Below are 16,519 nucleotides of genomic sequence, written 5' to 3' on the forward strand. Positions count from 1 at the left end.
GCCGGCGTAACCAACCTCTTCTGCTTCCGCGGACAGAGACCTTGGTGGGTTACGCCCTGCGATTGCGCTCCGCGCAATCGCAGGGCTAACCACCCTACACTTTGGAGTCCTCCATGGACCAGGACGTCGCAGCGAAAGAGCAGCCCCGCTACATCAAGCTCAACGAGCGCGACAATGTCGCGATCGTCGTCAATGATTTCGGGCTCCCTGCCGGCTCCCGCTTTGCGTGCGGGCTGACGCTGCGTGCCTTTGTGCCGCAAGGGCACAAGACCGCTCTGGTCGACATCGCGCAGGACGCGCCGATCATCCGCTACGGTGAGGTGATCGGCTACGCGCTCTCGCCGATTCTGGCCGGTGAGTGGGTGGATGAGGCGCGCATCCGCATGCCTGAGGCCCCTGCCCTCGACAAGCTCGAAATCTCCACCGCCGTTCCCGCACCGCTGCCGCCGCTCGAAGGTTTCACCTTCGAGGGCTTTCGCAATCCGGACGGATCCGTCGGCACCAAGAACATCCTCGGCATCTCCTCCTCGGTGCAATGCGTCAAGGGCACGATGGAATATGCGGTGAAGCGCATCCGCGCCGAGCTGCTGCCGAACTATCCGAACGTCGACGACGTCGTGCCATTGACGCATGCTTATGGCTGCGGCGTCGCCATCACCGCGCCCGATGCCGTCGTGCCGATCCGCACGCTGCAAAACCTCGCGCTCAATCCGAATTTCGGCGGCGAGATTCTGGTCATCAGCTTGGGATGTGAAAAACTCGCGCCCGAACGGCTGGTGCCGGAGGGCGTCAGCGATGCCATCGTCCGCATGCAGGACGAAGCCTTCGACGGATTTGGCGCGATCGTCGATGCCATCATGACGCAAGCCGAGGCGCGCCTGAAGATCCTCGACAAACGCACCCGCGAGACCTGCCCCGCGTCCGATCTCGTGGTCGGCCTGCAATGCGGCGGCAGCGACGCTTTCTCGGGCGTCACTGCGAACCCCGCGCTCGGCTTCGCCGCCGACCTCTTGGTGCGCGCCGGCGCCACCGTGATGTTCTCGGAAGTGACGGAGGTGCGCGACGCCATCCAGCTCCTCACCCGCCGCGCCATCAACGAAGACGTCGGCCGGGCGCTGGTGCGCGAGATGGCCTGGTACGATTCATATCTCGCCCGTGGCGGCGCCGATCGCAGCGCCAACACAACCCCCGGCAACAAGAAGGGCGGCCTCGCCAACATCGTCGAAAAATCTCTCGGCTCGATCGTCAAATCAGGCTCATCAGCGATCACCGGCGTGCTCTCGCCCGGCCAGAAGGCGACGCAGAAGGGCATGCTGTTCGCGGCAACGCCGGCGTCAGACTTCATCTGCGGCACGCTCCAGCTCGCCTCCGGCATGACCTTGCAGGTGTTCACCACCGGCCGCGGCACGCCCTATGGCTTGGCGGCCGCGCCCGTGATCAAGGTCGCAACCCGCACCGAGCTGGCGCGCCGCTGGAAGGATTTGATCGATTTCGACGCAGGCGGCATCGCCACCGGCGCAAAGACCATCGAGGAAACCGGCTGGGACCTCTTCCGCCTGATCCTCGAGGTTGCCTCCGGCCGCACCAAGCCGTGGTCGGATCGCTGGGGCATCCACAACGACCTCACGCTGTTCAATCCGGCGCCGGTGACCTGAGCGCCCGACACCGCGTCCGTCCAGGGCGAACAGGTGCCTCGAAGGCTCGGCCGGGCGGCCTACTTCTTCGCCGCTGGCGCCATCATCATCGCGCCGCCCTTCTTGACCGCGGGTGCGGCCTTCGGCGCGGGCGCGGCGGCCTGCGCGGGGAGATATTTGGCGATGATCGCGGGATCGACCTCGGCCATGCTGGAATCCGGCAGGCGCTGCCAGGTCTCGTCCTTGCCGAACAGAGAGATGCCGAGGAAGCCGCGCATGGTCAGGACCTGACCGTCCGGACTCACCGTCATCTTGGCCTTCCAGATGTTGCCGTCGCGCGGATTGACGACGTTGCCGCCTTCATATTTCAACCCGTCACGCTTCATGTCGCGGATGAAAGAGAGCCCGAGCACCGGCTGATTCTTGCGATCGTCCGTGCACTTCGCGCAAACCTCGCTCGGATTGTCGCCGGGGCGGGGAAACGTCTTGGCAATCACGCCTTCGAAAATGCCGTTATGATCGATGAAGAGGAACCAGCCCACGGGCTTGCCGTCCTCGACCTTCTGCCACAAGCCCGCAGCGGTCGGCTGTTGTGCGGCAGCCTTTCCTGTTGCGCCGAGCGACAGCACGAGACCCAGCGTAAGCAGCGAGAGCAGCCGAAAGCTGGAAACGAGATTCCGCATTATGATCACCTTGCTAAGCCGCCACTGCAATGGCCGCAGACTACGGCGATTTCGCGAACGGTTCCAGCACCAGAAACATGGGACGCTCGGCCCCGTTCGCGCCGCGGTCAGTTGACACCGAGTTTCTTTTGCAGGCTCGAGGATGAGGTCGTGTACTGGAACACGAGCCGCTTCTCCGGATAGACGTAGCGGTGGGCTTTTTGCGACATCAGCGCGCCTTCGTGGAAGCCGCACAGGATCAGCTTGATCTTGCCCGGATAGGTGTTGATGTCGCCGATGGCGAAGATGCCCGGCACGTTGGTTTCGAATGCCGACGTCTCGACCGGCACCAGATTGTTCTCGAGCGCAATGCCCCAATTCGCGACCGGACCGAGCTTCATGGTCAGGCCGAAGAACGGCAGCATGGCGTCGCAGGCAATATCGCTGACGGCATTGTCGTTGCCCTTGACGGTGGCGCCGGTCAGCTTGCCGTCGGCGCCGGAGAGCGCGGTGACCTGACCGAGCCGCAGATCCATCTTGCCGTCGGCGACCAGCGCGCGCATCTGCTCGACGCTGTGAGGGGCAGCGCGAAAATCGTCACGACGGTGCAAGAGCGTGATGCGCTTGGCGACCGGATGCAGATTGAGCGTCCAGTCGAGCGCGGAATCGCCGCCGCCGACGATCAGCACGTTCTTGTCGCGGAACGTTTCCATCTTGCGCACGGCGTAGTGCACCGAGGTGCCTTCATAGGCTTCGATACCCGGCACCGGCGGACGCTTGGGCTGGAACGAGCCGCCGCCGGCCGCGATCACCACGACCTTGCATTCGAACACCTTGCCCGCGTCGGTGGTGCAGCGAAACAGGGGATCGCCGATCTTTTCGACGGTCTCGACCATCTCGCCGAGATGGAAGGTCGGATGGAACGGCTTGATCTGCTCCATCAGCGCGTCGGTGAGGCCTTGCCCCGATACCTGCGGAATGCCGGGAATGTCGTAGATCGGCTTTTCCGGATAGAGCTCGGCGCACTGGCCGCCGACCTTGTCGAGGATGTCGATGAAGTGCGCCTTCATGTCGAGAAGGCCAAGCTCGAAGGCGGCGAACAGACCGCAAGGGCCGGCGCCAATAATCAGCACGTCGGTTTTGATCACGTCGCTCATGTCGTCTCTTTATCGGTCATTATCGGTTGGACGGCGCCCGGCGGGCCGAGGTGACCCTGCCTGTCTAGCCAACGGGAATGGATCAGGGAAGGCATAAAAGCGGGAGCGCCCCGCAAGCACACCCACTTGCCGGGTCAAAATAACTGGGCTGTAACGAGGCTGGATATGACGGAGATCATCAGGTGAACGCACCAAGCCGCCTCGATACGACGCCACGCCTCGAGGACTTCCCGTTTCGCCTCAGCGACAACGTCCGCTTCGGCGATCTCGACCCGAACCAGCACGTCAACAACGCGGTCTATGCCACCTATTTCGAGACCGGCCGCGTCACGCTGATGAAGAGTCCGGAGTACGGGCTGACACCGCCGGGCCTCGCCTGGATCATGGTGCGGCTCGACATCCATTTCCGCGCCGAGCTGCACTGGCCGAACACGATCGAGCTCGGCCTCGGCGTGGTGAAGCTCGGGCGCACGTCGGTGACCTTCGAGCAGGTCGTGTTTTCGGAAGGGAAGTGCATCGCTTCGGCGACCTCGGTCGGCGTCTTGCTCGACGAGGCGACGCGCCGGCCAGCACCGCTGACTGCGGAAGTGGTCGAGAAATTCAGGCCCTGGCACAAGCGCGGCATCGAGGTCGCGCCGCCGCGCACTTGAGCAGCAAGGATCAGGCCTGACGTTCCGGCGTGCCCACCACGAGCCCGTCGAGCTCGTCGGAGACCTTGATCTGGCATGACAGGCGCGAGTTCGGGCGCACGTCGAAGCCGAAGTCGAGCATGTCCTCTTCCATCGGCGTCGGGCTGCCGACCTTCTCGCGCCAGGCTTCGTCGACATAGACATGGCAGGTCGCGCAGGCGCAGGCGCCGCCGCACTCGGCCTCGATGCCGGGAATGCTGTTACGGATGGCGGCTTCCATCACGGTCGCGCCGTTCTCGATTTCCACCGTGCGGGTTTCGCCCTTGTGGTCGACAAAGTGAATTTTGGCCATTGTGCTCGTGCTGCCGCGATCTGGGGAAAAGGAGGTTCGGGTTGTCCTATAACGGGTCGATCCGGACCGCGCCATAGCGTTTTCAAGCGAAGTGGATACCGGTTCGCGGGCGGAAAACGCGTCGAAACACAAGACGGGTGTGTGCGCAGCCCGGACCGGCTCCGGCGAGATCCGGCTCAGTGCTTGAGCATCGCGGCAATAGCCGCGCGAACCTCGGCGACCGCCTCTTTCAGCGCGGCGAGGGCGTGGGGCTGGTTCTGGCCGATCCGGATCGCGGTCTCCAGGCTGGCGGCCGCATCGGCGACCGCAAAGGCGCCGATCCCGCGTGCCGAGCCCTTGAGCTTGTGCGCAAGCGCCCCGGTCTCGGCCGGCAACGCCGTCATCGCGGCGATCAGGCGGACCGCCTGCTCTGCGAACATTGCAAGCACTTCCTGCTCGAGCTCGGAATCGCCCAGCGTCATGCGCGAGAGATGGTCGAGATCGAGAGGGCTGTCGAAGGGCGCAAGCGGCGGCGAGGGCATCCAGTCCATCCCTTGCAGTTCAGGCATCATGGCGCAGGCCCCGGCATCGCGCGATAGTCCGCCGGTCCGGCGGTTCCGACCACCGAAGCATGGAAATGGTTAACGAAGCGTTTCGGCCGATTTACGCAAAACCGCCCGTTTAATGACGAAAAGTTGCCGCAATCGGCTGAGTCCGGTGGAGAATTTCATTTAGGGCTAAGGCGTTACGGCCTTTTCCTGTTAACGATGATTAAGAATGTCTTAATCGCGGGCATTTCATTCGCGACGCTCTGCCAATAGGATGTTGCGGAAATTGGCGGACAAGCCGTCCGGGTGGGGACGGCTTGGAGATCCGCCCAAGCGGCATGATCCGGTCTGTGGGCTTGCGTAGCGCGCAGGGCTCGCGGGGGAACGCGTAAAAGTAACGAGGGCTTGGACTGAACATGGCCAATACTCCCAAAAAGGTCAAAGACCCCACAGAAGTTGCGCTTTCTGCGATCCAGGAAGCCCTCAACATCAGCGACACGGCTGCCGATACCAGCCGCAACGCCGCGATGCGCAACGAAACGGCGCCGCCGGTCCCACCGCCCGCGCCCCCCGTGTTCGACGGCGAGCCCGCCTTCGAGCCGCGGCCTGCCGCCAACGAGCGCGCCGTGTTCGATCCGATCGAGGAACCGCGCACCTCGCGCCGCGCCGCCAACGACGACCGCGCGACCATCGGCCAGCTGCTCCAATCGCTGCAAACGGGCCGCCCCGCGCGCAACATCTACACCGGCGCGACCATCTTCACCGTGATCTGGCTCGCCGCCTGTGCCGCCCTGACGGTCGGCTTCCTGCCCTCGATCCGGGCCGCCATGGGCGAGAGCGGCGGCGTGCTGGCGATCGCCGGCCTCGTCACCATGTTCTTCGCGCCGATCATGCTGTTCTACTTCCTCGCCAGCCTGGTCTGGCGCGGCCAGCAGATGAGCCAGGTCGCGCAGGCGATGGCGCAGGTTGCGATCCGCTTCTCCGAGCCGGAAGGTTCGGCGTCGGATTCCATGGTCACGGTCGGCCAGGCCATCCGCCGCGAGGTCGCGGCAATGGGCGACGGCATCGAGCGCGCCATCGCGCGCGCAGGCGAACTCGAAACACTCGTCGCAAACGAGGTCGCCGCGCTCGAACGCGCCTATTCCGACAACGAGGTCCGCATCCGCGCCCTGCTCCAGGACATCGCGCATCAGCGCGACAACCTGGTCGGCCAGGCCGAGCAGGTCCGCAGCGCCATTTCCGGCGTGCAGATCGACCTTCGTCACGACATCGCGCTGATCTCGGACGCGATCGCCTCTCGCGTCGACGAGGTCGCGAAATCCATCACCGGCGCGCTGGAAGAGCGCGGCGCTCACATCACGGGCGCCCTGAGCCACGCCGGCGACAACATGATCCTCGCGCTGGGCGAGCGCGGCGGCGACCTGCTCGACCGGCTCGAGGAAGCCAGCGCCGAGACCACGCGCGCGGTGCTCGACGCCAGCGAGCGACTGACCACCAGCCTCAACTTCAAGACCGGCCACGTCCACGACGAGTTCGTCGACCTCGCCGACCGCGTCCACGAGATGCTGAACGAACGCATCGACCGCATCACCGGCGAGTTCGAGCAGCGTTCCGCCGCGATCGTCGACGGCATCTCCGAGCGCACCGAGCAGGTGCACGACAGCCTGAAGAACTCGTCGGACTCGCTGCTGCTCGAGCTCGAGCTGCGCTCCAACGACATCTCCGCCAAGATCGACGACGCCGGCAACCGCCTCGCCGGCCAGATCATGACCTCGGGCGACAAGGCGAGCGAGGCGCTCGACGCCACCGTCAACACGCTGGTCGCCAAGGTCGTCAGCCAGACCGAGACCGCGCACGATTCGCTGTCGCTGCAGATGAGCGCGTTCGACGAGCTGGTGAAGAACCAGGGGTCCGAGCTGGTCGAGAAGTTCGCCCGCGATTCCGGCACCCTGGGTGCCCTGATCACGCGCCACATCTCCGAATTCGACCGCACCGTGAAGACCTTCGGCGGCGAGATCGTCGAGCGCTTGGGCCAGCGCACCCAGGACATCCACGAGTCGCTGAAGACCTATGTCGATAATTTCGACACTCGCTTCACCTCGAACGGCGGCGCCATCACGGCCGTGCTCGACGAGCGCCTGGTGCAGTTCGAGACCACGATCGGCGAACGCGTCGCCAATCTGGACGCCTCGCTGAATGACAAGATCGCCAGCCTCGACGGCACCATCGAAGGCCACATCAAGACGTTCGACCAGCAGCTCGGCGGGCGCGTCGGCGCGCTCGAGCAGTCGTTCGACGCGCGTGCGAAGTCGGTAACCGAAACCATCGACGAACGCCTCAACACGCTCTCGACGTCGCTGACCGATGGTGCGGCCCAGGCGATCCAGTCGGTTGATACGCGCTTGACGCATCTCACGACGACGCTCACCGGCGGCGCGGCGCAGGCGCTCGAATCCATCGATGGCCGCCTCACCCACCTCACGACGACGCTGACCGAGGGCGCCTCGCAGACGATCCAGGCAATCGATACGCGCCTGACGCATCTGACGACGACGTTCAACAGCGGTGCATCGCAGGCGCTGGAGTCCGTGGACAGCCGCCTCAGCTATCTGACGAGCGCCTTGACCAGCGGCGCCTCGCAGGCGGTGCAGTCGATCGACACCCGCCTCACCCTGCTTACCTCGACGCTCACGGACGGCACGGCGCAGGCGATCGAGGCAGTCGACCGCCGCATCACCAGCGTCGCCGACCTCATCGACGGCCGCAGCATGCACCTGACCGACACGGTCACGGCGCGCTTCCAGGACATCCAGCAGGCGATCGAAACCAAGGTCGGTTCGGTCGCGAGCGACATCGACGTCCGCGTGGCGCAGTTCGAGGACCTGCTCGGCTCGCGTGTCGAGGCCGTCGCCGGCCGCATCGAAAGCAGCGGCCGCCAGGCCAGCGAGGACATGATGTCCCGGGCCGAGATGATCTCGACCGCGATCCGCTCGCATGTCGAAGACGCCGAGCGTTCGCTCACCAATCTCGTGGTCAACACCAGCGAGACGATCCAGACCGGTGCGCGCACCGCGCAACAGTCGCTCATGACCGTCTCCTCCGACGTCAACGCCCAGCTCAAGATGACCTCCGCCGAGGTCGAGCGCGCGCTGACCGCCGTCGGCACGGGAGCCGCGAACTCGATCCTGACCAGCGCCCGCGAAGCGCAGTCGTCCCTCGTCGCCGCCTCGGGCGATGCCGCCAACCAGATCAAGGGGCTCGCGGCCGACGTCGAGCGCACTCTGTCCGCGGCCGGCTCGGCCACCGCGGCCTCGATCCTGGCCGGCGCCCGCGAGGTGCAGACCACGCTCGTCACCGCCTCCTCGGATGCGGCCAACCACGTCAAGACGCTCACCGCCGACGTGCAGCGCTCGCTGTCGATGGCCGGCACCTCCACGGCGGAAGCGATCACGGCCGGCGCCCGCGACGCGCAGGGCATGCTGATCACGGCCTCGACCGAGACCGCCAACCAGATCAAGGCGTTGTCCTCCGACGTGCAGCGCTCGCTCTCGATGGCCGGCACCTCGACCGCCGAGACCATCATGACGGGCGCGCGCGAGGCCCAGAGCACGCTCGTCGCCGGATCTGCGGATGCGGCAAACCAGGTCAAGGCTCTTACCGCCGACGTGCAGCGGTCGCTCTCCATGGCTGGCACATCGACAGCAGAGAGCATCCTGGGCGGCGCCCGCGAGGCGCAGAGCACCCTGGTCAACGCGTCCGCGGAGGCGGCGAGCCAGGTCAAGTCGCTCGCGGCCGAAGTGCACCGCTCGCTTTCGCAGGTCGGCCAGACCACGGCCGAGACGATCACGGCCAGCGCCCGCGACGCCCAGAGCACCCTGCTCGCGGTTTCGGCGGAACAGACCGGCCAGGTCCGCTCGCTCGCAGCCGAAATGCAGCGCGCGCTGGCGACCGCCGGCGGAGCCACCATCGAGGCGCTCACCAGCGGCGTGCGCGAGGCCCAGGGCACGCTCATCACCGCCTCGACCGACGCGGCGAGCCAGATCAAGTCGCTGACGACGGACATCGAGCGTACCCTGACCTCGGTCGGCGCCGACACCGCCTCCACCATTCTCAACAGCGCACGCGAGGCCCAGACCTCGCTGACCTCGACCTCGGCGGACGCCGCAAGCCAGATCCGCATGATCTCGACCGAGATCGAGCGCGCGCTGAGCACGGCCACGGCGAATGCGACCAACGACATCCAGACCAGCGCGCTCAACGCCCAGAACGCCCTGATCTCCGCCTCCAACGAGGCGAGCTCGCGGGTCAAGTCGAGCTCGGCCGACGTCGAGCGCTCGGTGCTCGCCGCCACTTCCAGCTTCGGCCAGGCCATGACCGGCAAGACGGACGAGATCGTCACCTATGTGCAGCAGCAGGCCGACCGCCTCTCGAACATGATCGACGCCAAGCGCGGCTCGCTCGTCGACGCGATCGGCTCGAAGACCAGCCAGCTCACGCTCGACATCGACCGCGTCACCTCCGACGCGCTGAAGTCGATCGAGACGCGCGGCCAGGCCTTCTCGCAGACCATGATGGGCAACGGCAACGAAGTCGCCCGCACCATCAACGCGGCGAGCGAGATCGCGACCGGCGCGGTCAGCAAGTCGCTCAAGGACCTCGAGTCGGCCTCGCGCGCGGCGATCGACCAGTCGCGTCAGGTCTCGATCGCGGCCGTCACCGAGATGCAGGAGACCAGCAAGATCCTGCGCACCGACACGGTCGCGCTGTTCGAGCGCCTGCGCGAAGGCAACATCCTGCTCCAGGAGGTGCTGACCGGTGCGCACGACAACCTGAACTCGCTCGAGCGGGCGCTGGTGACGCGCGTTGCCGACTTCGTGTCGGCGATGAACGACGTCACCTCGCGCAACGGTGCTGCGACGCAGAACCTCGAAGACCAGCTCAACGTGTTCAACAGCAAGACCACCCGGGCGCTGCAGGATCTCGGCGAGCTGTCGACCCAGTTCGACGCACACGGCAAGGCGCTGGTCGATGCCGCTCAGGTCGTCGAGCAGAGCAACAAGAACACCACCGCCTCGCTTGCCGAACGCAAGGCGGCGTTGGAATCGCTCGTCACCACCATCGACCTGCGGACCGCCGATCTCGACCAGCGCCTGTCGCGCTTCACCGGGCTGCTCGACGAGTCGCTCGCTGCAGCCGAAGAGCGTGCGCGCGACATCGCCCGCGTGGTCGCCGAGACCGCCGGCGCAGGTTCGGCCGCGATCACCCGCCAGTTCGAGGCAGTGCGGGCCGCCTCCGAAGAGGAGCACCGGCAGACCCTCGACGCCATGCACGACATCTACCGCCAAACCACCGACGAGGCGGATGCGATGTTCAAGCAGTCGACCGAGAAGTTCAGCAACCTCGTCTCCAGCATGAAGCAGATGGCCTTGGAGATGCACAACGAGCTCGAGGCCACCCGCAACGAACTGCGCCGCGGCGTGCTCGAAATGCCACAGGAGGCCGCCGAGAGCACCGCGCAGATGCGCAAGGTGATCGTCGACCAGATCGAGGCGCTCGCCGAGCTCAACCGCATCGTGGCCCAGCACGGCCGCGGCCTCGACGTCACCACGACGGGCCGTGCGTCCGTCGCCGTCCAGCGGCAGGAAGAGCCGGTGATGGCGACTGCAGCTCGCGGCACCGAGACCCGCATGCGCGACACCGGCAGTGCCTCGACGCTGCCGCCGCCGGACCTCGGCATGCCCGCCGCCTCGCGCCGCGCCGAGGCTCCGCCGGTCGCCCCCGGCGGCAACGACCAGGGCCGCGACGGCTGGCTGTCGGACCTGTTGAACCGCACCGATGCCAACCCCCCTGCTCCGGCCGGCCGTGAGGCTCCGCGCGTCCGCCAGGCTGCGCCTGCTCCGCTGCCGCAGGCCGCGCAGAGCAGCGGCAATCCGCTGGAATCGCTGTCGCTCGACATCGGCCGGCTGATGGACCGCAATCTCGCCGCCGAGATGTGGGACCGCTACCAGCGCGGCGAGAACAAGGCCTTCACCAAGCGCCTGTACACGCCCGCCGGCCAGAAGGCCTTCGACGAGGTCGCCCGCAAGTACCGCGCCGATCGCAACTTCAAGGGCACGGTGGACCGCTACATCAGCGAGTTCGAACGCCTGCTCGACGAAGTCGCCAGCGATGGCCGTGGCCCGCAGGAGCTGCGCAGCCACCTGACCTCGGAGACGGGTCTGGTCTACACCCTGCTCGCGCATGCGGCGGGACGGTTGGGGTAAGACGCGACCCCCAGCGAATAGCGAATGCAAACGGAGGCCTCACGGCCTCCGTTTTCGTTTCAGCTCGTCATTGCAAGGCGAGCAAAGAACCCGGATTGGGGTCCATGGCCCGAGGTCCGCCGATGAAACTCTACTGCCGCCTGCCACTCGCGGCCGGCGCCGGCTTCGCCGGTTCGGCCGGCGGCGGCGCCGGTTGTGCGCTGCTGTTGCTGGCGCCGAACAGCACGCGGGTCGGGTTGCGGTCGAAATTGTTCACGGCGCGGCTGATGTCGCCGAGGGTGCGACGGCCGTCGGTCATCAGCGCGCCGGAGCGCTTGTCGAAATCCTCGGCGAGCTCGCGGATCGATTTGACCGTCAGGAACAGCTCGCCGCCATCCTTGCCGCCGGCAAGGGTGTTGAGGCCGAGCATGAGGTTGTCGGCCTTGAGCATCACACCGTCGGCCTTGAGAATCACGCCGTCGACCTTGGCCATCACGCCGTCGATCTTCTCGGAGTTGCGCGCGAGCGAGTTGGTGAAGGTCTCCAGATTTTTCAGCGAGTTCTTCACCGACTCCTGATTGTCGGCAACGATCTTGTTGATGTTCTGCAGCGTGCCGCGGATCGCCTCGGTGACGTCCTGGAGCTTGTTCGGATCGGCCGTCAGCGTCGGAATGCCGTCCTCGTCGAGCGGCGGCGGCGGTGCGGCTTCCTCGCCGCCCTTGAGCGAGATCGCGGCGACGCCGGTCAGGCCCTGGAATTCGAGGCCGACCAGAGTGTCCTTGCGCAGCGGCGTGTTGTTCTCGATCATGGCGAGCGCGACGACCCGCCGCGGATTGTCGAGCTTCACCGAGACCACCTCGCCGACCCGGATACCGTTGAAGTTGACGCTGCCGCCGTTGCGCAGGCCCGCGGCCGGTCCCTCGAACACGACGCGGAAGGGCATCCGCTGCTTGGTGGTGTGCAGCGACTGGAACCACAGCACGAAGCCGATCGCAGCTGCGATCACCGCCAGCGTGAAGGATCCGATCAATACGTAGTTCGCCCGCGTTTCCATCAGGTGCTCCGGCTACTCAACTCATTACCGCGCGGGCGCGCTTGCCATGGAAATATTGCCTCAGCCAGGGATGCTGCGAGGCCTGCATGTCGGCAATCGACCCTGCCGCAATGATCTTGCCGTTCCCCAGGACGGCGATGCGGTCGCAAGCTGTGTAAAGGCTGTCGAGGTCGTGGGTTACCATGAAAACCGTCAGTCCCAAAGTCCGCTGCAACGTCCTGACCAGCTCGTCGAAGTCGCCGGCACCGATCGGATCCAGGCCCGAGGTCGGCTCGTCGAGAAAGACGAGATCGGGATCGAGCGACAACGCGCGGGCCAGCGCGACACGTTTGATCATGCCGCCTGAGAGCTCCGACGGAAAACGCTCGGCCACTTCGGGCTTGAGACCGACCATGGCGAGCTTGGCCATGGTGATCTCGTCCATCAGCCGCTGCGACACCCGCAGATATTCGCGCATCGGAAACTGGATGTTCTGCCGCACGGTGAGCGAGGAGAACAGCGCGCCCTGCTGGAACAGCACGCCCCAGCGCCGCTCGACGTTGCGGCGCTGCGACGTATTGGAGGAATCCAGATCGACGCCGAACACTTCGATCGAGCCTGCGACCTTCGGCACCAGGCCGATGATCGTGCGGGTCAGCACCGACTTGCCGGCGCCTGAAGGACCGACAAAGCCCAAAATCTCGCCGCGCTTGACGTCGAGGTCGAGACCATCGAGCACACGTGTCGCGCCGAACTGCACGGTGATGTCGCGAACGCGGATGATGGGGTTCTGAATTTCGTTTTGAGTTTCTTGCGCCATCATCACATCCCGATCGAGGCGAAGAAGATCGCGAACACGCCGTCCATGACGATGACGAAGAAGATGCCCTTCACCACGGACGCCGTGGTGTGCTGTCCGAGCGACTCCGCGCTGCCTTGCACCGCAAGTCCCTCGACGCAGGCGACGATGCCGATCACCGCGGCCATCACGGGCGCCTTCACCATGCCGACGATGAAATGGTCGATCGAGATGGCATCGCGCAGGCGCAGCAGGAACGCTTCGGGATCGACGCCGCCATAGAGCCAGGCGACGAGGCCGCCGCCATAGAGCGCGGCCATGGCGCCGAGGAAGGCGAGGATCGGCAGCGCCAGCACCAGCGCCAGCATGCGCGGCAGCACCAGCACCTCGATCGGGTCGAAGCCCATGGTGCGCAGCGCGTCGATCTCCTCACGCATCTTCATCGAGCCGAGCTCGGCAGTGTAGGCACTGCCCGAGCGGCCCGCGACCATGATCGCGACCAGGAGCACGCCGATCTCGCGCAAGACCAGCACCCCGAGCATGTCGACGACGAAGATGTCGGCGCCGAAGCGGCGGAAATGGAAGATGCCCTGCTGGGCGATGATGCAGCCGATCAGGAAGGTGATCAGCACGATGATCGGCACCGCGCGCCAGCAAACCTGCTCCAGATGGTGCACGGTCGAGGTCAGGCGGAACGAGCGCGGATGGATCAGCACATGTGCGCCCGCCGCGAGCACCGCACCCAGCATGTCGACCAGGCTCGCGATGGTGCCGCCAAGGCCCGCGACGCCGCGGCCGATCTGTTCCAGCATGCCGGTGATGGTGATCGCGGAGGTTTCGACCACCGGGGTCGCCCGGACCCGGCGCACCTCGTCGACGAGGCTCGCATAGTTCGCGGACAGCCCGGCGATCTGGGCCTCGACGGCGCCTTTGGTCAGGCTGCGGCGCAGCCGCTCGATCAGCCAGGCGCCGAACGTGTCGAGCTTGGCGACCTCGGAGACGTCGATGAAAATGCTTTGCGGGCCGCCGGCAAGTTTCTCGGCGTCGGCCACCATCCGCTCCAGGACCGGCGCGAAGCTCGCGGTCCAGGTTCCGGTGGCGCAGAGGGCCAGCGCGTTGCCTTTGGCAATCCGTTCCAGCTTCGGATCGCCGCTCAAGGTATCCGCTCCCATACCAGGGCGGAGGAAATCAGATCGTTGCGCACGCGCCCTTACCCAGAAAAGGTATCCCCAACTGGTTAATGTTAGTTGTTAGAGGTAACCAGCAGGTTCAGTTTTCGCCAGAGTTCAAAATGACTTCCAGCAAAGTTCCCGTCCTCGCCGCGCGAATCGAGCGGTTTCCCATCGCCGGCAGTTTCACGATCAGCCGGGGCGCCAAGACGGAAGCGGTCACCGTCGTGGCCGAAGTGAGGCAAAATGGCCTGACCGGCCGCGGCGAATGCGTGCCTTATCCCCGCTACGGCGAGACGCCCGAGGCGACCCTGGCCGCGATCCAGGCCATGCAGGCGGCCGTGGCGGATGGGCTGACGCGGCAGGCCCTCCAGGCCGCCATGCCGCCCGGAGCCGCTCGCAACGCGCTGGATTGCGCCCTGATCGACCTCGAGGCCAAGGCATCAGGCCGGCGGGCCTGGAGCCTGCTGGACCGCCCCGTGCCCGGGGAGCGCACCACCGCCTATACAATCTCGCTGGGCACGCCCGAGGCCATGGCTGCGGCGACCGCCAAGGCTGCACACCGGCCGCTCCTCAAGATCAAGCTCGGCGGCGACGGCGATCCACGGCGAATCACCGCGGTGCGCATGGCAGCGCCCGAGTCCGAACTGATCGTCGATGCCAACGAGGCCTGGACCGAGGCCAATCTGGAAGCCAACCTCGCCGCCTGTGCCGCTGTCGGCGTCACCCTGGTGGAGCAGCCGCTGCCGGCGGGGAAGGACGATGCGCTGGCGCGGATCAAGCGACCGCTCACCGTCTGTGCGGACGAGAGCGTCCACGACCGCAAGTCCCTTGCACCGCTGCGTGCGCGCTACGACGCCGTGAACATCAAGCTCGACAAGACCGGCGGCCTCACCGAGGCGCTAGCCATGGCCGATGCCGCGCAGGCGCTCGGCTTCGAGATCATGATCGGCTGCATGGTCGCGACCTCGCTGTCGATGGCGCCCGCCATGCTGGTGACGCCGCAGGCACGCTTCGTCGATCTCGATGGTCCCTTGCTACTGGCGCGCGATCGCGATCATGGACTGCGTTATGACGAGAGCCTGGTCTATCCGCCGGACGCTTCGCTCTGGGGCTGAGCGATCAGCCGGTGCCGCGCCGACCAGATCACGAGCGCGCCGGCGGCGGCCATCGCGGCCATGACGTAATACAGGCCATCGCCGATGCGGGCATAGATCGCGCCTGACGCGATCGACGTCGTTGCGCTCAACAATCCGCTGCATGCGGCGTAATAGCCTTGTCCGCGCGCGATCTGATGCGACGGCACGCGCTGCACCAGCAGATTCATGGTGCCGACGATGGTCATGCCGAACGTGAGGCCATGACCGAGCTGGGCGATCGCGAGCAGTGCGAGCGGCGGCTCGTTCGCGGTCACGATCCAGCGCAGCACGGCGCTCAAGCCCCCGATCGCCATCAGCGATGACGGATGAAGCGAGAAGCGCGGCGACAGCGCGAACACGATGATCTCGGCGATCACGCCCAGCGTCCACAATCCCGCGATCGTCAGCCCGCTCAAGCCGTGGAGTTGCCAGTTGATGGCGGAGAACGTGTAGTAGGCGACGTGGCTGCCCTGGATCAGCGCAGCTGATGCGATCACCGCCCACAAGCCGCCATCGCGCAGCAGCGCATTATCGGCTTGCGTCCCGGTCGTCTTGCGCCTGGCATCGTCGAGCGGTTGCAGCAGCAGGCCGACCAGGACCGTGACGACGGCCCACGCAACGATGATCCAGATCAGATCGCGCGCCGCGATGATGTCGACGAGATAACCGCAGGCGAGCGCCGCGGCCGCAAACGCCGCCGAGCCCCACAGCCTCAGGGGACCGTAGTCGAGCCCGTAACGCGCAACGCCCCGCAGCGCATAGGCATCGGTGAGCGGCGTCGTCGGCGTCCACATCATGCAGGTGAGTGCGTAGATCACGAACAGCTCCAACGGCTGCTGCTGCAAGCCGACGGCAGCAAAGCCGATTGCCGTCCCCAGCACCGAGATCATCATGCCGCCGCGAATGGCATGCCGCTTTTCGGCAATGGCGGTGACCTGCGGCAACGTGGTGAAGCGCGTGAGCGCCGGCAGCGCATTGATGAGGCCGATCCAGGAGGCGTCGATGCCGATCGCCTTGAGCCAGAGCGGGAAGAACGGCAGATGCGTCCCTGATACCGCGAACACTGCCGAATAGAACAGCGCGAGCCGCACGGCGAATCGCCGCTTGACCGAGGCTGCGATGGGGATTTGTGATTCGGGTAGCATCAAACCAATTGCGATTCGGTCGATATCGTGG

General features: G+C 66.0%; 12 protein-coding genes. 4 read left to right on the plus strand and 8 right to left on the minus strand.

Annotation, left to right across the window (positions count from 1 at the left end; genetic code table 11):
• The first annotated feature begins 113 nt into the window (after positions 1–113).
• Positions 114–1,655, plus strand: coding sequence for a galactarate dehydratase (gene garD / locus ACVIIW_RS33245; RefSeq protein WP_456704563.1), 1,542 nt, complete (start codon positions 114–116; stop codon positions 1,653–1,655).
• A 59-nt stretch (positions 1,656–1,714) separates the two neighbouring features.
• Here the strand turns inward: garD and ACVIIW_RS33250 are convergent, their stop codons facing one another.
• Together ACVIIW_RS33250 and ACVIIW_RS33255 are read right to left on the minus strand one after the other, a co-directional pair.
• Positions 1,715–2,317 carry a DUF2147 domain-containing protein gene (locus ACVIIW_RS33250; RefSeq protein WP_456704564.1) on the minus strand — a complete coding sequence of 201 codons (603 nt, stop codon included), beginning with the start codon at positions 2,315–2,317 and terminating at the stop codon, positions 1,715–1,717.
• A 107-nt stretch (positions 2,318–2,424) separates the two neighbouring features.
• Positions 2,425–3,453, minus strand: coding sequence for an NAD(P)/FAD-dependent oxidoreductase (locus tag ACVIIW_RS33255; RefSeq protein WP_456704565.1), 1,029 nt, complete (start codon positions 3,451–3,453; stop codon positions 2,425–2,427).
• A gap of 182 nt (positions 3,454–3,635) precedes the next feature.
• On the opposite strand from ACVIIW_RS33255, the gene ACVIIW_RS33260 reads away from it, so the two are divergent.
• Complete coding sequence (locus ACVIIW_RS33260; RefSeq protein WP_456704566.1) at positions 3,636–4,103, plus strand: acyl-CoA thioesterase; 468 nt, start codon at positions 3,636–3,638, stop codon at positions 4,101–4,103.
• Positions 4,104–4,113: 10 nt separating this feature from the next.
• On the opposite strand, the gene ACVIIW_RS33265 is transcribed toward ACVIIW_RS33260, so the two are convergent.
• Both ACVIIW_RS33265 and ACVIIW_RS33270 read right to left on the minus strand, forming a co-directional pair.
• Positions 4,114–4,434, minus strand: coding sequence for a 2Fe-2S iron-sulfur cluster-binding protein (locus tag ACVIIW_RS33265; protein WP_092228188.1), 321 nt, complete (start codon positions 4,432–4,434; stop codon positions 4,114–4,116).
• A gap of 176 nt (positions 4,435–4,610) precedes the next feature.
• The gene (locus ACVIIW_RS33270) at positions 4,611–4,985 is read right to left on the minus strand and encodes an Hpt domain-containing protein (RefSeq protein WP_456704567.1); all 375 of its coding nucleotides are present in this window, start codon (positions 4,983–4,985) and stop codon (positions 4,611–4,613) included.
• Between the two features lie 392 nt (positions 4,986–5,377).
• Here ACVIIW_RS33270 and ACVIIW_RS33275 point away from each other — a divergent pair, with 392 nt between their 5' ends.
• The gene (locus ACVIIW_RS33275) at positions 5,378–11,224 is read left to right on the plus strand and encodes an apolipoprotein A-IV repeat region-like domain-containing protein (protein ID WP_456704568.1); all 5,847 of its coding nucleotides are present in this window, start codon (positions 5,378–5,380) and stop codon (positions 11,222–11,224) included.
• Between the two features lie 130 nt (positions 11,225–11,354).
• Here ACVIIW_RS33275 and ACVIIW_RS33280 read toward each other — a convergent pair whose 3' ends face one another.
• The 3 genes from ACVIIW_RS33280 to ACVIIW_RS33290 are packed head-to-tail and all read right to left on the minus strand — an operon-like array spanning position 11,355 to position 14,192.
• Complete coding sequence (locus tag ACVIIW_RS33280) at positions 11,355–12,257, minus strand: MlaD family protein (protein ID WP_456704569.1); 903 nt, start codon at positions 12,255–12,257, stop codon at positions 11,355–11,357.
• Positions 12,258–12,273: 16 nt separating this feature from the next.
• Positions 12,274–13,056, minus strand: coding sequence for an ABC transporter ATP-binding protein (locus tag ACVIIW_RS33285; protein ID WP_456704570.1), 783 nt, complete (start codon positions 13,054–13,056; stop codon positions 12,274–12,276).
• Positions 13,057–13,058: 2 nt separating this feature from the next.
• Positions 13,059–14,192, minus strand: coding sequence for an MlaE family ABC transporter permease (locus tag ACVIIW_RS33290; RefSeq protein ID WP_456704571.1), 1,134 nt, complete (start codon positions 14,190–14,192; stop codon positions 13,059–13,061).
• Positions 14,193–14,326: 134 nt separating this feature from the next.
• Here ACVIIW_RS33290 and dgcA point away from each other — a divergent pair, with 134 nt between their 5' ends.
• Entirely contained in the window at positions 14,327–15,322 is a 996-nt protein-coding gene (gene dgcA, locus ACVIIW_RS33295; RefSeq protein WP_456704572.1) for an N-acetyl-D-Glu racemase DgcA, read from the plus strand.
• Here dgcA and ACVIIW_RS33300 read toward each other — a convergent pair.
• On the minus strand, positions 15,292–16,488 hold the full coding sequence (locus ACVIIW_RS33300) for an MFS transporter (protein WP_456704573.1): 1,197 nt from the start codon (positions 16,486–16,488) through the stop codon (positions 15,292–15,294). The two genes, dgcA and ACVIIW_RS33300, sit on opposite strands and share 31 nt — an antisense overlap.
• Positions 16,489–16,519: the final 31 nt, after the last annotated feature.

The sequence above is a fragment of the Bradyrhizobium sp. USDA 4449 genome (genome assembly GCF_054056275.1).

What these genes read in the sequence shown, in the direction of transcription:
- garD (WP_456704563.1), top strand. Translation starts at nt 114, where the DNA reads ATGGACCAGGACGTCGCAGCGAAAGAGCAGCCCCGCTACATCAAGCTC.
- ACVIIW_RS33250 (WP_456704564.1), bottom strand. Translation starts at nt 2,317, where the DNA reads ATGCGGAATCTCGTTTCCAGCTTTCGGCTGCTCTCGCTGCTTACGCTG.
- ACVIIW_RS33255 (WP_456704565.1), bottom strand. Translation starts at nt 3,453, where the DNA reads ATGAGCGACGTGATCAAAACCGACGTGCTGATTATTGGCGCCGGCCCT.
- ACVIIW_RS33265 (WP_092228188.1), bottom strand. Translation starts at nt 4,434, where the DNA reads ATGGCCAAAATTCACTTTGTCGACCACAAGGGCGAAACCCGCACGGTG.
- ACVIIW_RS33270 (WP_456704567.1), bottom strand. Translation starts at nt 4,985, where the DNA reads ATGATGCCTGAACTGCAAGGGATGGACTGGATGCCCTCGCCGCCGCTT.
- ACVIIW_RS33275 (WP_456704568.1), top strand. Translation starts at nt 5,378, where the DNA reads ATGGCCAATACTCCCAAAAAGGTCAAAGACCCCACAGAAGTTGCGCTT.
- ACVIIW_RS33280 (WP_456704569.1), bottom strand. Translation starts at nt 12,257, where the DNA reads ATGGAAACGCGGGCGAACTACGTATTGATCGGATCCTTCACGCTGGCG.
- ACVIIW_RS33285 (WP_456704570.1), bottom strand. Translation starts at nt 13,056, where the DNA reads ATGGCGCAAGAAACTCAAAACGAAATTCAGAACCCCATCATCCGCGTT.
- dgcA (WP_456704572.1), top strand. Translation starts at nt 14,327, where the DNA reads ATGACTTCCAGCAAAGTTCCCGTCCTCGCCGCGCGAATCGAGCGGTTT.
- ACVIIW_RS33300 (WP_456704573.1), bottom strand. Translation starts at nt 16,488, where the DNA reads ATGCTACCCGAATCACAAATCCCCATCGCAGCCTCGGTCAAGCGGCGA.